The sequence below is a fragment of the Corynebacterium occultum genome, from assembly GCF_009734425.1.
Taxonomy (GTDB): domain Bacteria; phylum Actinomycetota; class Actinomycetes; order Mycobacteriales; family Mycobacteriaceae; genus Corynebacterium; species Corynebacterium occultum.
On the sequence record NZ_CP046455.1, the window covers coordinates 3,028,122 to 3,043,392 of the forward strand.

12 protein-coding genes are annotated in these 15,271 nt (G+C 64.1%); 7 read left to right on the plus strand and 5 right to left on the minus strand.

Annotation, left to right across the window (positions count from 1 at the left end; translation table 11 throughout):
- The first annotated feature begins 136 nt into the window (after window positions 1-136).
- Window positions 137-1,138: an NAD(P)-binding domain-containing protein gene (locus COCCU_RS13645; protein WP_156232308.1), complete on the plus strand. Its 1,002-nt coding sequence runs from the start codon at window positions 137-139 to the stop codon at window positions 1,136-1,138.
- Here COCCU_RS13645 and COCCU_RS13650 read toward each other — a convergent pair.
- Window positions 1,120-1,470 (minus strand): cupin domain-containing protein, encoded by a 351-nt coding sequence (locus COCCU_RS13650; RefSeq protein WP_156232310.1) that lies wholly within the window; start codon window positions 1,468-1,470, stop codon window positions 1,120-1,122. The two genes, COCCU_RS13645 and COCCU_RS13650, sit on opposite strands and share 19 nt — an antisense overlap.
- A gap of 299 nt (window positions 1,471-1,769) precedes the next feature.
- Here COCCU_RS13650 and COCCU_RS13655 point away from each other — a divergent pair, with 299 nt between their 5' ends.
- Window positions 1,770-3,578, plus strand: a complete 1,809-nt coding sequence (locus COCCU_RS13655; protein WP_156232312.1) for an RNA-binding domain-containing protein — start codon at window positions 1,770-1,772, stop codon at window positions 3,576-3,578.
- 270 nt (window positions 3,579-3,848) lie between these two features.
- Here COCCU_RS13655 and COCCU_RS13660 read toward each other — a convergent pair whose 3' ends face one another.
- The gene (locus COCCU_RS13660; RefSeq protein WP_156232314.1) at window positions 3,849-5,366 is read right to left on the minus strand and encodes a gluconokinase; all 1,518 of its coding nucleotides are present in this window, start codon (window positions 5,364-5,366) and stop codon (window positions 3,849-3,851) included.
- Window positions 5,367-5,505: 139 nt separating this feature from the next.
- Between COCCU_RS13660 and COCCU_RS13665 the strand changes: the two genes are divergently transcribed.
- Both COCCU_RS13665 and COCCU_RS13670 read left to right on the plus strand, forming a co-directional pair.
- Entirely contained in the window at window positions 5,506-6,969 is a 1,464-nt protein-coding gene (locus tag COCCU_RS13665; protein ID WP_197088377.1) for an IS1096 element passenger TnpR family protein, read from the plus strand.
- A 137-nt stretch (window positions 6,970-7,106) separates the two neighbouring features.
- Window positions 7,107-8,654 (plus strand): SulP family inorganic anion transporter, encoded by a 1,548-nt coding sequence (locus tag COCCU_RS13670; RefSeq protein WP_156232318.1) that lies wholly within the window; start codon window positions 7,107-7,109, stop codon window positions 8,652-8,654.
- Window positions 8,655-8,746: 92 nt separating this feature from the next.
- Here COCCU_RS13670 and COCCU_RS13675 read toward each other — a convergent pair whose 3' ends face one another.
- Window positions 8,747-9,082: a hypothetical protein gene (locus COCCU_RS13675; protein ID WP_156232319.1), complete on the minus strand. Its 336-nt coding sequence runs from the start codon at window positions 9,080-9,082 to the stop codon at window positions 8,747-8,749.
- A 215-nt stretch (window positions 9,083-9,297) separates the two neighbouring features.
- Between COCCU_RS13675 and COCCU_RS13680 the strand changes: the two genes are divergently transcribed.
- The 3 genes from COCCU_RS13680 to COCCU_RS13690 all read left to right on the plus strand — a co-directional run bounded on the left by COCCU_RS13680 (window position 9,298) and on the right by COCCU_RS13690 (window position 11,586).
- A complete protein-coding gene (locus tag COCCU_RS13680; RefSeq protein WP_156232321.1) occupies window positions 9,298-9,621 on the plus strand; it encodes a PadR family transcriptional regulator in 324 nt (107 codons plus the stop codon).
- Window positions 9,622-9,657: 36 nt separating this feature from the next.
- Complete coding sequence (locus COCCU_RS14865) at window positions 9,658-10,545, plus strand: DUF5808 domain-containing protein (RefSeq protein WP_156232323.1); 888 nt, start codon at window positions 9,658-9,660, stop codon at window positions 10,543-10,545.
- Between the two features lie 99 nt (window positions 10,546-10,644).
- Window positions 10,645-11,586: a hypothetical protein gene (locus COCCU_RS13690; protein ID WP_156232325.1), complete on the plus strand. Its 942-nt coding sequence runs from the start codon at window positions 10,645-10,647 to the stop codon at window positions 11,584-11,586.
- 6 nt (window positions 11,587-11,592) lie between these two features.
- Here the strand turns inward: COCCU_RS13690 and COCCU_RS13695 are convergent, their stop codons facing one another.
- Window positions 11,593-12,153 carry a VanZ family protein gene (locus COCCU_RS13695; protein WP_197088378.1) on the minus strand — a complete coding sequence of 187 codons (561 nt, stop codon included), beginning with the start codon at window positions 12,151-12,153 and terminating at the stop codon, window positions 11,593-11,595.
- A gap of 94 nt (window positions 12,154-12,247) precedes the next feature.
- A complete protein-coding gene (leuS, locus tag COCCU_RS13700; RefSeq protein ID WP_156232329.1) occupies window positions 12,248-15,127 on the minus strand; it encodes a leucine--tRNA ligase in 2,880 nt (959 codons plus the stop codon).
- Window positions 15,128-15,271: the final 144 nt, after the last annotated feature.

A 15,271-nucleotide genomic window follows, 5' to 3' on the forward strand; every position in this document is an offset into this window, starting at 1 on the left:
AGGCAGGCACTAGGCATCCCCCCTGATCCTAGCGCCGCGCCGGGCATGTTCAGCGGCAGCTAATCTGAGGGCCGGGGTTTGTGCTTCCCCCGAAAAACCATATACTTGATATGTCAACAATTGTGGAGGGGAAGTCATGTCAGGACACAACACGCACCACGAGGCCATCATCATCGGCGGTGGCCAGGCTGGCCTGGCCGTCTCCTACTACCTGCGCCGCGCCGGGGTGGAGTTTCTCCTGCTGGACAACCAGCTGGCCCCGGGTGGCGCCTGGCGACAGTACTGGCCCACCCTGCAGCTCTTCTCCACCCCCAGCTTCTCCAGCCTGCCCGGCATGCCGATGCCCTCCCACCCCGCGGCGGAGTATCCCCCGGCCAGCCATGTGGTGGACTACCTCAGCCGCTATGAGCAGCGCTATGACTTCAACATTGAACGCCCCGTCAACGTCAACCGGGTGAGCTGGGAGGCGGGCATCTACACCGTGCACGCCGGGGAACGTACCTGGACCACCCCGAACCTGATCTCCGCCACCGGCATCTGGTCCGCACCCCACACCCCCTCCTACCCGGGCAGCCTGACCGGCACCTTCTGGCACGCCGCCAACTACCCCGGCCCGGAGACCTTCCGCGGCACCCGGGTGGCAGTCGTGGGGGGCGCAAACTCCGGCGCGCAGATCGCCGCCGAGCTCAGTGAGGTCGCCGAGGTCACCTGGTACACCCGTGGGCAGCCGCAGTGGATGCCCGATGAGGTGGACGGGCGCGAACTCTTCCGCCGCTACTCCGCCCGGGCCCTGGCCGCCCAACGCGGCGAGACGGCTCCGTTAGAGGAGGCAAACCCCGGGCGGATCGTCATGGTGCCCGCAGTGAGGCAGGCCCGTGACTCCGGCAGGCTCAAGGCCACCCCGATGTTTGAGAGTGTGGATGAGGTTGAGACCGATCACCTGATCTGGTGCACCGGCTTCGACCCCGCCCTGGGGCACCTGCGCGAGGTGCTGGAGGGCAGAGTGCCGAAACACCCCGGTATGCACCTGCTCGGCTACGGGGATTGGAATGGTGTCGGTTCCGGCACCATTCTCGGGGTCGGCCCCTTCGCCAGGGCCATCGCCCAGGCGGTTAAGGCTCAGCGCTCCTCGGAGTGACTGTCCGTCCCCTCCAGGCTGGTGACGGTGGTGAGCAGGAAGACCGAGTCCTCCAGGGCCTCCACGGAGTGACGGAAGTGGGTGAGGATCTCCAGCTCACCCTCCTCGACGATCGCCTCCTCCTGGCCGGAGATCTTCACCCTGCCCTTGAGCAGGAAGACCGAGGCGGCCGGCGGGGAGTTGTGCTCGGCCAGGGTCACCCCGGCGCGGAGCGCGATCACGGTCTGCCGCAGCGGTCCGTCCTTGGCCAACAGCTTGGCCTGACGGCCGTTCTCGGCGGCCAGGGCGGCTTCAAGCAGGGCAACGGACTTGGTTTCAATGATGGTCGCCATGGTGGGCACCTCTACTTCGATTCAGTTCCGGGCTGGGAAACAAACGCGCCTCCCCAGCCTATCAATGCGACGGGGGTTGCGGGTCGGGGAACAATGCCCCACCAGGAAAGCCACATTCATGGAAGTTTTCCTGAGGTGGTGTTCGAGAAACCCAGGGAGGGTCACCCCATTAACCCCTCATGCATACTTTCTGCTAGGGAAAAAACTTTTCTACCCTAACCCCTGCTCAACGCACCTTCCACGCACCCTTGACCTGCTCTTTCATTCATACCTGGTGAGAGCTGAAGTACACTTCCGCTATGAGCATCATTGATGTCCCAGAGATCATCGCTCTGATTCGCGAGACCGGCACCGACAACCCCCACATCGCACTCCACCCCGCCGCAACCGGCCTACCCGAAAACCTTGATGAGACGATCTCTGCGTTCGCCAATATGCCTGAAGGCGGAATCCTCATTCTGGGTGTGCGGGCCGATGATGCCACCTGCGAAGCAGTGGGGGTCTGGGATATCCGGGCCGCCCAGGAGGGGCTGAACTTCACCGCCCAGAAAAAGATCTCCCCCACCGTCCAGCTCGGCGATATCGAACTGGCGGAGGTGGAGGGAAAAGTGGTGGTCAGCTGCCTCATCCCGCCCCAGCCCTCGGACCTGCGACCCTTCCGCACCACCAGGAACGGGGCGGTCCACATCCGGGGCGGGGAAGGTAATTATGAGCTCTCCGAGAATGAGGTGCAGGCACTGCAGCACCAGCAGGGGATTCCCACCCATGAACGCGAACCCGTCCGGGGTGCGGAGCTGGAGCGTGACCTGGTCGCCGAACTCGTGGACCGCTACCTGGCCGCAGAGCTGGAGAACAGCCCCCGGATCCGGTCCCTGGGCCGCGAACAGCAGCTGATCCGCACCAATGTCCTCGATGGGGAGACGGGTAACCCCACGCTGGCAGCCCTCTACGCCTTCGGGGTACACCCCCAGCAGTTCCTGCCCACCCTGACGGTGAAGACCCACGCCCTGCCCGAGGAGAACCCGCGCCAGGGCACCCCCCTGATCAATCCCCGGGAGTTCAACGGCCCGGTACCGGACCTGCTGGACCAGACCCTGGCCTGGGTCGCCACCCAGAAACCCCCGGAACTGCCGGCCGAGGCGGTTCGGGAGGCCATCTCCAACGCCCTGGTGCACCGCGACCTCTCCACCCCCTCCCGTTCCCTCTTCATCCAGGTGACATGGACCCCCGGCGGGTTGAGTGTGAGCAGCCCCGGCGGACTCTGGGGGCTCACCGTCAGCCAGCTGGGCAACGCTGCCGCCCGGACCCGTAATCCCATCCTCTACCGGATGTGTGCCACCATCACCTCGGAGGCCGGCCACCCGGTGATCGGCTCCCCCTCCCTGGGTGTCACCCAGATGCGCCGCAGCCTGGCCGAGGCCGGCCTGCCCGGACCCCGCTTCCTTGACGGGGTGACCCGCTTCCAGACCCTGCTGCCCACGATGCCCAGGCTTTCCGCTGCCGACCTGGACTGGCTGCGTGGCCTGCCCGGGAGCGAAACCCTCAGCGCCGCACAGCGCCATGCCCTGGTGGCGATGCGGGAGGGTGAGACCATCAGCGACCGCTCCTACCGCCGGGAGTTCCGGGTGGATGCGAGCACTGCGCGCCGGGAGCTTCAGGAACTGCTCAATCAGGGTCTGGTGCTTATCGACGCCCTGCCCCGGGACACCCTTGCCGGGGAACCCCGCGCTACGGTCTACCGCCTCGCCGTGGACGGCAATCCGGCACCCGGTGTGGAAAAAGCGTTGGACGCACCGATGATGACTGCGGCAGCAGAAAAATTTCCGGTGGATACCCCCGAGGAAGAAGCACCGGCACCGGCTGCGGAGCCCTCTCCCGCCGCCCAGGGTGGGTCCCGGCGGCTCAGTCAGGATGAGAAGGACAATCTGGTGCTCGAGGTCCTCCGGGATGCCAGGGATCCGATGTCCCGGGTGGAGATCAGTGAGCTGACCGCCCTCTCCCTGGGGCAGCTCAACCCGACCCTGGCGGAACTGCGGGACCGGGAGTTGATCGAGTTCACTGAGCCGGCACGCTCCCGGCGGCAACGCTATCGACTGGTGCGCAGATGATGCTCATACATGGAAAGCCCTTCATGCATGGTCCACATGCATGAAGGGCCTTTTTCATATATGACAGATCATGCATGAACCTTTAATAATGGCTCTGAGCTGCAATAATCTTCATACATGTCCACATGCATAATCACATGCATACTCTAGAGCAAGTATGTATGATGTGGCCGAATATAAAAGAAAACCATCAATGATGATCATTGATGGTCTCGGGGCGGCCACATGTTCAGCCCCATCCATTCGAACGGAACCTGAGTGAAACCTTAACTACATTTCCAGGTTGACCCGGTACTGTTCTTCAAACTTCTGGCGCAACTGCCCATAGTGTTCCCCCGTTCCGGCCAGCTGTTCATAGACCCGGCCCTCCGGTAATTCGACGGACCCGGCATCCGGGGCCAGCTGGGCGAGGGCGATCAGGGCGGTGCCCCGCAGGGTCACCCGTTTCATCTCGGCGGAGATCACCGGGATCGAAAGTGCATTCGCAAGACACTGCAGCCACTCCGGGTGTTTGGTGGTGACGCTGCCCGAAGCCACCACCCGCTCGGGCTGGGCACCTGCTTCCAGGAGCTGTTCCCAGATCCGGGCGTAGGAGATGGCGAGGCCGTCCACCGTCCCCCGCCAGAGGTGCGCCGGACCGGAGGAGGCGGTGAGCCCGGTGAAGGAGGCGGTGGCCTGGGTGGCCCATCCGGTGGCCCTTTCCCCGCTGAAGAAGGGGACCACCAGCGGGGTGCCCGCCAGGGGCGGCCCGCTGAGCACCTCCCCCAGGTTCTCCACCGGGGTGATGGTCTCCGCCAGCCAGCTGATGGCACGGCCCACATCATTGAGGGCGCCCCCGAGGATGCAGGAACTGCGGGAGAGCCGGTAGCACCAGAGTCCCTCGGGGATGCGTTCCGGCACCTCATCGAGGATCACGCGCATCGCCCCGGAGGTGGCGGCGGCGACCGCCACGGTGCGGGGATCCACCGCCCCCGGCCCCACATTGGAGGCCCAGCCGTCGGGGATGGCATGGAACCACTTCGCCGCTGCCAGGCAGGGCCAGTTCTTGGCCACCTTCTTCCTGGTGCTGCGGGAGGGTTCATCAGGGTCCTTGAGTTCGGCGAACCATTCCGGGTTGGCCTGGACATGGTCCAGGATGGGCTGGTCCAGCTCGGCACTGTGGGCGTCGAGGATGCCGGCCCAGGCGGCGGTGGAGCGGGCCAGACCACGGACCCCGGCCAGCCGGTAGTAGACATACTCCCCCAGACTCATCAGCTGATCCGCCTGCTCGAGCAGTTCGGGCTGGGTTTCCCGCAGCCAGAGGATGCGGGAGGGCAGGTAGGAGGTGTGCAGCCGCACCCCGGTACGGGCGTGATACTCCTGTTCATCCAGCTCGCGGCGGAGCTGTTCCACCTGGGCGTGGGAACGGGCGTCGGCGTAGGTGTAGCAGGGGCTGATTGCCCGCTGCTTCCCCTTCTTGTTCGCGGCGGTGAGCACCAGGGAGGAGGCGAAGGTGTCCAGGGCCACGCCCCGGATCTCTTCCGCGAGGCCGGCGGCATCCGCGAAGTCCACGATGCCCTCGACGATCCGGGCGCACTCCTCGTAGACCTGGTCGGCGTCAATGGTGCTGGTGCCGTCGGCGGCCTTGGTGAACTCATGGGCCTGACGTTGCTTCGAGCCCTCGATCGGGCGTCCCCCGGCGTCATAGAGCCCGCCCCGGGAGGCGGTGGACCCGATGTCCAGGGCGAGTACCAGGGGCGCCTGGGCGGCCTCAGGGGAGATGGCCAGGGTGGGTGGGGAGGTTGCCATGGGCGTTCCTTCTTGTCCTCTGAAAACGGGGGTTTTCCACCAGCGTCCCCCGAAAAGTGCGCCCACGTCAACCAGGGTCGCTCTCCCCCACTCAGTGGATTTCCCGCCACCGCCCCGAAGTCCGTTCTATGCTGCAACCATGCCTAGCGTGACCCTGCACCTTGCCCTGGATGGGTCAGAGCCGATGATCACCCGAACCGTCGTCCTGTCCTCCCAGATCACCCTCGTCGACCTGCATGAGGTGATCTGTCATGCCTTCGAGTTCTCCGGCCAGCAGCCGCATAGTTTCCTGCCGACCCACCCCCAGTCCCGCACCGGTTTCACCCTCGCGGAGGAAGAGCACCGGAAGCTGCCGGATCTGCTGGTGGACCCCTATGGCTCGGCGGAGTACCACTATGGTTCCGAGGAGGCCTGGGCCGTCACCATCACCAGCCTGGGTTTCCCCACGGAGCGGATGCTGGTGCCGAAGCTTATCGACGCCACGGGCCCCGATATCGTCGAAGGCTGCGGCGGGGTGGTCATCATGGCGCAGATGCGCGAGGCCGCGCTGCGCGCCATCTCCGCGCTCGAGGTTGATATGGAGGCCGCGGACCACATCTCCGACCACCTGCCCGGCCTCCACCCCCACCAGGTGCTGGCCCGCCTGACCTATGTTGATCCGGCGACGGTGGCCAGCCGGGTGTGCTTCGCCATCCTGCCCGGCTATGTCGACGGACTGGGCCCGGTGGGCACCATCCACGGGGACGGCACCGCCACCGATGCCCTGGCCAACCCGGCGGACTGGCCCAATGCCGTGCTCTGGCCAGACCCCGGGGATGAGGACCTCGCCGGGATGGAGGGGGCGTCGTCAAGCATCGCGGAAGAGGGGCGGGACCCGCACTCACTGCGCGAACAGCTGCCGAATGGTGGTGGGGATGCGGATCTTCTCGGGCCGGAGACGATCCGGGAGATCCGGGATGCGCTCAAGGGATTTCCTGATGTCACCTTCGCCCCGGGGGTCACCCTCCCGGAGGATGAGGGGCAGCTGGATCTGGATTCCATCCCGCTGATCTCGTTGGAAGATGCCGAGACCATCACCGCCTCGGTGCGCTGGTACCTGCGTTTCATCGGCGCCGGGGTGACGCTGACCCAGGCGGGCTACCTCAAGCCCGCTCTGGTCCAGCAGGTGGCCGAGCGGCTGGAGATGAAGAACTACTCCTTCGGGAAATTCAACCGTGAATCCGAGACCATCACGGTCCTGATCCTGCGGGAGGTGCTCCAGCACCTGGGGCTGCTGGATCTTCAGGGCAATAAACTCAGTATCAGCGAACTGGGGGAGGAATACCTGGACCAGCCGCTCCATCTGGCACATCACATCGCCCTCAACCTGCCGGTCCTCTATGACCCCACCGAGTTCCAGCCGATGGAGGATATCCTCCACGACTGGTACCGGGGCAACCCCCGGAGCGGGCAGTACCCGGAGTGCTACGCCGATAACTACCAGTTCCTGCTGGCCATGAATGTCTTCCCCTGGGAAATGGGGCGTTACCCGATTCGGGAGGCCCAGACACTCACCCCGGCAGGTAAGGCCTTCCTCGGTCTGATCCTCAAACTCCGCCGCTGACGGAGGGGAGAGGAGGCCTACCAGGGCGGAGTTATTGCGAAACCTTGGGATTCCATTAGGGTGACGGTGCTGAATTATTACCCATTACCCGCATTTAGCTGGGGCTTCGCCTCTGTCTAGCCGATTGGAATCCGCTCTTGAGTAATGTCATCGTTCATGAGGTCCCCAAGAACCCCGACCCGAATGGTTCTGATGCCCCCACCGGGGTTGTGGCCTCCTTCCGTTATGCCTTCACCTCCCTCACCCGGCTGCGCATTGAGGTACTGGGTGGACTGGTCGTCGCCCTCGCGCTGATCCCGGAGGCGATCTCCTTCTCCATCCTCGCCGAAGTCGACCCCCGGGTCGGCCTCTTCTCCGCGGTGACCATGGCGGTGACCATCGCCTTCACCGGTGGGCGGCCGGCGATGATCTCGGCCGCGACCGGTGCCGTCGCCCTGGTGGTGGCCCCCCTGTCCAAGGAATACGGCCTGGACTATCTGATCGCCGCGGTGCTGCTGGGCGGGGTCTTCCAGATCATCATGGCCCTGCTGGGCGTCGCCAAGCTGATGCGTTTCATCCCGCGTTCAGTGATGACCGGTTTCGTCAACGCCTTGGCCATCACCATCTTCGTGGCCCAACTGCCCCACCTGATCGACGTACCCTGGCTGGTCTATCCCCTCCTGGGGGTCAGCCTGATCATCCTCTACGGCTTCCCCCGGATCAGCACCACCATCCCCGCCCCGCTGGTGACGATCCTGGTGATGACCGTGGTTGTGGTGCTCTTCGGCTGGAATGTGCCCGATGTGGGCCAGCAGGGCGAGCTGCCGGACAGCCTGCCCACCCTGATGATCCCCGAGGTGCCGCTGAACCTGGAGACCCTGCAGATCATCGCGCCCTATGCACTCTCGGTGGCCCTGGTGGGTCTGCTGGAATCCCTGATGACCGCCAAACTGGTCGACGACATCAGTGAGGTCCACTCCGACAAGACCCGGGAGTCCTGGGGCCAGGGCGTGGCCAATATCGTCACCGGTGTCTTCGGTGGCATGGGTGGCTGTGCCATGATCGGCCAGACCCTGATCAATGTCCAGATCGCCCGGGCCCGGACCCGCCTGTCCACCCTACTGGCCGGTGTCTTCCTGCTCCTCGCGGTCGTCGGGCTCGGTGACATCGTCGGGCTGATCCCGATGGCCGCCCTGGTGGCGATCATGATCATGGTGTCCCTGACCACCCTGGACTGGCATTCCATCCAACCGCGCACCCTGAAGGTGATGCCACTCAGCGAAACCATCGTCATGCTGGTCACCGTGGTGGCCACCCTTTTCACCGGCAACCTGGCCATCGGGGTGGTGCTGGGTGTGATCACCGCGATGATCATGTTCGCCCGCCGGGTGTCCCATGTGGTCACCGTGGAAAAACTCCCCGCCCCGGGGGAAGCGGATGAGCCGGTGGCGGTGCGGACCTATCAGGTCCGGGGCCAGCTCTTCTGGGCCTCCAGCAATGATCTGGTGTACCAGTTCGACTACCGGGACAATGCCGGGAAGATCCTCATCGACCTCACCCAGGCCGAGGTGTGGGATGCCTCCACCGTGGCCACCCTCGACGCGATCATCCAGAAGTTCGCGGACAAGGGCAAGGAGGTTGAGATCATCGGTCTGGACGGATCCAGCCAGGCCAGACTCGACCGGCTTTCCGGGAAACTAGGTTAAGGCGCTACCCCTTTCCCGCGATGGAGCGGGGGAGACAGCGAACCCCGGCACCGAAGAAATTCGGGACCGGGGTTTTCTCATGCTTTCTCGACTCAGAAGGTCGGGATCTGCAGGTTGAGGCCCTGCTCAGCCAGGAACTGGTTGATGGCCGGTGCTGCCGCATAGGCACCACCAGCGATGGCGGCGACGGTGGCGGCGATGGTGTAGGCGTACCAGGAGGAACCGAAGGCGGTGACCTGCTCGGAGTCCTTGCTGGAACCCCAGATCGCACGCTCGGACTCATTGGCCCCCAGGGCATCCCCGACAGCGGAGGAACCGGAGGAGCTGACGGAGGAGGTGTCCTCCTGGGCCATCGCAGCGGGGGCGGCGGTCAGAACCAGGGCGCCGGCGGTGACGAGAGCAAGGGAGGCGGATCGAAGAGAACGCATGGAAGTGCCTTTCGTTGTATTACTTCAGACTTATTAAAGGATACCTAAAGCCTGCCCCGCAATCAGGGGCAGGAGAAACTCCCACCCGTTCGGGTGAGTGAAGGCTTGCCCTGGAGGGAGAATATTTGCACTACCCAGTAGTGGGCATCGCATGCTAGTCTTATATGTAATGCAAGGTACCTGGTTAAACATTCCCCAGAGCAAGGAGCTTCCCCATGGCCACCACCCAACTCCGCAAGGGAGTCCTCGAACTAGCCATCCTCACCCTGCTGGAACGCGAGGAACTCTACGGCGCCGAACTGGTGGAAACACTCCGCCAACACCCCGGCCTGGCCGCCCCCGCCGGCACCGTCTACCCACTGCTCACCCGCCTGACCAAGGCCGGAACCCTGGACACCCGCTGGCAGGAATCCCCCCTCGGACCACCCCGCAAGTACTACTCACTCACTGCAGCGGGCAGCACCCAACGCAACACCCTGGCCCGGGAATGGCGAGAACTCCACAACGCCATGAACACCCTGCTCGGCAACCCCTCCTGACCCCCACCCCATAGATATCCACAAAGGAAAAGAACCATGTCCTACCGCACCCATGACTACCTGAACGCCCTCCAGGCCCAACTGCGCACCAACTCCACCCTCCACGCCACCGAGGTGGCGGGAGTGATCGCCGAACACCGCGACCTGCTCGAGGAACTGGCCGCCACCGGCAGTGACCTGACCGCCGAGCTCGGCACCCCCACCGACTACGCCCAAGTCACCGCCGCAGAGTTCCGCGCCCCGGAGGACCCACACCCGAGCCAGAAACAACCCCAGGGCACCCTCTTCGGCATCCCCTACGACTTCCGGGGCCCAGGCAGCCGGGAGGTGCGCAGCCGGATCTGGGACCCCCAGGACCCCCGGATCCTCCAGCCCCGCCTCTTCGGCCTGGGATGGACCATCAACCTCGGTGCGGTGGCCGTCAAACTCGGCTGGATCCGCCCCGACGACCTGGACGCCGATGTCATCGCCGCCATCCCCACCTCGACGATGAACACCGCCAGAGCGGTCCCCGCGATACTCGCGGGCGCCACCGCACTCTCCCTTGCCCGCAACTGGCAGAAACTTCCCGAGGAGGTGGCGATGAACTACCGAGTGGGTGGCCAGCCCCAGGGACGCAGATATCCGAAACCGACGATTCTGCTGATGCCCCTGCTGAGCCTGGGCCTGGCCGCACTACCCTTCCTGCCCAACATCAGCCGGGACCGGGAAGACACCCTGCGGATCAGCTCCACCGCCTCCCTGATCAACGCCGCAGCCCTGGGCACCACCACCTCCGCGGCAGCTGAGGCGCGCGGGGCACAGCGCCCCGGACTATGCGCCACCGCGGCCCTCGGAGTGGGCGTGGCGGCATCCCTCGGCGTCCTGGTCGTGCCCTTCCGCGCCGGGCTCCGGAAGGTCTGGCAGCGGGAAGGACTGAAGTAGGGGATTAGTACGGCTGAGCGAATGTCGCAAGCCCCGTGGGCGGAAGGTCTGGCAGCATAATCATCATATTTCTCGTTCATGAAAAGGTGGATGGTGCCAATGTTCAAGTATCCCCAGGATCTGGATGCCCTGCGTGCGGTGGTTAAAGCGGATGAATCCGCCTGGCAGGGGGAGCGCACTGAGCCCTGGGCATCCACCCATGACTTCTGGGAGAAGAATGAAACCTGGCCCCCGATTTCCCGCGAAGTGTTGAACAAGTTGCCCAATGTGGAGCTGCTGGAGGACCGGGACCGGCGTTTCACCGAGCAACACCCGGAGGTGCCGGTGGCCGACATCCTGGAGGCATTGAGACACTTCCGGATCCTGGATAAATTCCACTCCCCGGGCACCCTCTTCTGGGATCAGGTTTTTCACACCCCCCGCACCTGGTCTGCACTGAATATCTACCAGGAGGCTGGCAGAAGGTTCCTGGATTTTGAAGCCGAGAGATATTTCCTGCGTAACCTGATCTACCGTCGGGAAGTCGGAGATTACCTCATCGAGGGCAACACCTACGGTCTCGGTAATTGGCAGCTCAGTTTGCCCTGGTCGGTGGTCACCTCCGGCATTGTGCCGGAGGGACTGATCAGGTTCGGTCAGCTCCTGAACCAGGACAGCATCAATCCCCAGGAACACAACAGCTACCGCTTCGGTTCCCTGGAACTGAAGATCCATGACTGTCCCAGCTCCAATCCCTGGCTGCTGCCCCAGACCCGGGAGTTCCTCCTGGGGATCGCGGACAAGTGGGGTTGGTACACCGCGCTGGATGAGAAATACGTCGATCTCTACACCTTCTACGCCACCTGCGTGGAGCCCGCCCGAATCGATGCGGAAGGTTTCCACAAGCATCCCCTGGAGCTGGCCGCCACCGAGACCGCCCGGATGGGGATCAGCCTTCAGCGCCTGCATGATCTGGGGGATGAGCGGATCGAGAATATCGCCCGAAAATTTGAGGAGGCCATCTACCGGGAGATGGAGTTTCCCATGGCCGATCCAGAGTAGGAGAAACTACAGGACCCGACCTACCCCGGCCACCGCCAGCACCCCCAAGCTGGACAGCAGGGTCAGGAGGGAGAAACCGAGCTGCCCCTTAGACCTCATCCGAGCAGCCAGGAGAGCGCCTCCCAGCCCGCCTAGGCTATTGGTCAGCAGGTCATCCACATCGGAGTAACCGAGGGCGAAAAGGAACTGGGTCACCTCGATGCCGAGGCTGACTGCTGCTGCGCTGAGGAAGACAGTCAGGATCGGGTAGTTGACCCGATGTCGGAGCAGCAGGTGGAGCAGGAATCCCAGGGGGATGAAGAGGGCGGTGTTGCCGAAGGTGTTGATCAGGGGGCCGTACCAGACCACCGGATCAATGAACCCGTTGAAGAGCTCCAGGTCCAGGGAGCGCTGCTGGTGGGCTGCGGCATCCCAGAGCCCGGCGATCTCGAAGCGGCTCTTGAGCAGGGTCACCAGGGTGATCAGGAGCGCAAAAACACCCAGGGTGAGGGCGTGGAAGGGCTGGTGGGGGACTGCTCGGGGGACACGGGCCAGGAAAGTGGGGGGTTGAGGTGGTGCCGTGATCATGCCCGCCAGGCTAATGATCCGCCCTGGCAGCTCCCTGGCAGGCACCTTGTTCTTCCCTGCGCCCACCAGGGGGCCCGTCATCCAGCCAGGTGTACTACTTGACCACCAGGTTGACCATGCGCCCCGGCACCACGATCTGCTTGATCAGGTTCTTGCCCTCAAGCTGTGCGGCAACCTTCTCATCGGCCAGGGCGATCTCGATGACCTGCTCCTGGGTGGCGTCAGCGGCGACGTTGATACGCGACCGGACCTTGCCGTTGATCTGGACCGGCAGCTCGATCTCATCGTCCTTGAGCCACTTCTCCTCGAACTCGGGGAAGGGGACGAAGGTGACGGTCTCAGTGTGGCCCAGACGCTGCCACAGCTCCTCCGCGATATGCGGGGCCACTGGGGAGACCATGACAACCAGGGGTTCCACAGCAGCGGTGGGGACCTGGCCCGGGTAGGTCTTGGTCAGGTAGTTGACGTACTCGATGAGCTTGGCCACCACGGTGTTGACCCGCAGGTGCAGGTAATCCTCGCGGACACCGGCGATGGTGCGGTGCAGCTGCTTCTTGTCCTCATCGCTGAGCTCAGCCGCGGAGGCGAATACCTCGCCGCTGTTCTCATCGACGATCAGACGCCAGAGTCGCTGCAGGAAGCGCTGCGCACCGACCACGTCCTTGGTGGCCCAGGGGCGGGAGGTGTCCAGCGGTCCCATCGACATCTCATAGACGCGCAGGGTGTCGGCACCGTAGTTCTCGGCGATATCATCCGGGGCAACGGCATTCTTCAGGGACTTGCCCATCTTGCCGTACTCCTGGTTGACCTCTTCGCCCTGCCAGAAGAACTTGCCGTCCTTCTCCTCGACCTCATCGGCCTGGACGTAGACGCCACGGGAATCGGTGTAGGCGTAGGCCTGGATATAACCCTGGTTGTAGAGGCGGCGGTAGGGCTCCCTGGAGGTGACATGACCCAGGTCGAAGAGCACCTTGTGCCAGAAGCGGGAGTAGAGCAGGTGCAGCACGGCATGCTCGACACCACCGACGTAGAGGTCCACACCACCCGGGTCATTCGGGCCGTGCTTATCGGGGCGGGGGCCCGTCCAATAGCGCTCATTCTCCAGGTCGACGAACTTATCGGAGTTGGCCGGGTCGATGTAGCGCAGCTGGTACCAGGAGGAACCGGCCCACTGCGGCATGACGTTGGTGTCCCGGAAGTACTTCTTCTTACCTTCACCCAGGTCAAGTTCCACCTCGACCCATTCCCGCGCCTTGGCCAGCGGCGGGGAGGGCTCGGAGTCGGCGTCCTCCGGGTCGAAGGAGACCGGCTTGTAGTCCTCGACCTCGGGCAGCTCGATGGGCAGCATGGCTTCCGGCAGGGCGTGGGCCACACCGTCCTCGTCGTAGACGATGGGGAAGGGCTCGCCCCAGTAACGCTGGCGGGCGAAGAGCCAGTCCCGCAGCTTGTACTGGATCTTCTCCGCACCCAGTTCCTTCTCCACCAGCCAGTTGATGGTCTTCTCGATGGCCTCTTCCTTGGCTAGGCCGTTGATATCCAGGCCCTGGTCATTGGCGGAGTTCACCGACTTACCGGACTCGGTGTAGGCCTCCTTGGTGATGTCACCGCCGGCGACAACCTCGATGATGGGCAGGCCGAAGACGGTGGCGAACTCATGGTCACGGACATCGTGGGCCGGAACAGCCATGATGGCGCCGGTGCCATAGCCGGTGAGCACATAGTCGGCGATGAACACCGGGATCTGCTGGCCGTTGACCGGGTTGGTGGCGTAGGCGCCGAGGAAGACACCGGTCTTCTCCTTGTTTTCCTGACGCTCCAGGTCGGACTTGGCGACGACGGCGGAGCGATAGGCGGCGACGGCCTCGGCCGGGGTGGCCTGGCCATTGGTCCACCGCTCATCAATACCTTCATAGGAGTTGCTGCCCCCGGTTACCAGGGCGTCGACAAGCTCATGCTCGGGGGCGAGCACCATGTAGGTGGCACCGAAGAGGGTGTCCGCGCGGGTGGTGAAGACGGTGATCTTCTCACCCTGGCAGTTGAAGTCAACCTCGGCGCCGCGGGAACGGCCGATCCAGTTGCGCTGCATGGACTTGACCTTCTCCGGCCAGTCCAGCAGTTCCAGGTCGTCGATGAGACGGTCGGAATAGGCGGTGATCCGCATCATCCACTGGGAGAGGTTCTTACGGAATACGGGGAAGTTGCCACGCTCGGAACGGCCGTCCCCGGTGACCTCCTCATTGGCCAGGACGGTACCCAGACCAGGGCACCAGTTCACGGTGGAGTTGGAACGGTAGACCAGGCGGAAAGCGTCGATAATCTCTTCGCGGGCGACCTTGTCCAGGGCCTTGAAATCAGTGCCGTGCTTCTCCACGAGTGCTTCGGGGATGGGGACCGCACCGGACTCCAGCAGGGAGTGAAGCTCCGCGATGGGGCGGGCCTTCTGCTGCTCGGCATCGAACCAGGAGTTGAAGATCTGCAGGAAGATCCACTGGGTCCACTTGTAGAACTCAGGGTCGGTGGTGGCCACGGCGCGACGCTGATCATGGCCGAGACCCAGCGCACCGAGCTGGCGCTTCATGTTCTCGATATTGGCCATGGTGGTGGTGCGCGGATGAGTGCCGGTCTGGATGGCGTACTGCTCGGCGGGCAGACCGAAGGAGTCATAACCCAGGGTGTGCAGGACATTCTTGCCCAGCATGCGGTTGTAGCGGGCGAAGACATCGGTGGCGATATAACCCAGGGGGTGACCAACGTGCAGACCGGCCCCGGAAGGGTAGGGGAACATGTCCTGGACGAAGAGCTTGTCTTCCGGCAGTTCCGCGCCATCGGCCGGCGCCAGATCGCCGACCGGGTTCGGCGCGTTGAAGGTGCCGTTTTCAGTCCAGTAGTTCTGCCAGGTGCGCTCAATGGAGTTCGCCAGCTCCGGGGTGTACCGGTGCTCCGGGGTGGAGGTGCCTTCGCTCGGGTTCGTCATGCTTAGACAGTGTAGTAGGTGCCCCGGAGATCGCCGAGGTGGGCTGGGCATGCGACAGGCAGGGCACGAATGATGCTTATCGACGCCGCGCAGGGTGACGGCTTGACGATATATCCCGGGAGGGTGCAGCAGCCCTCTGATGCT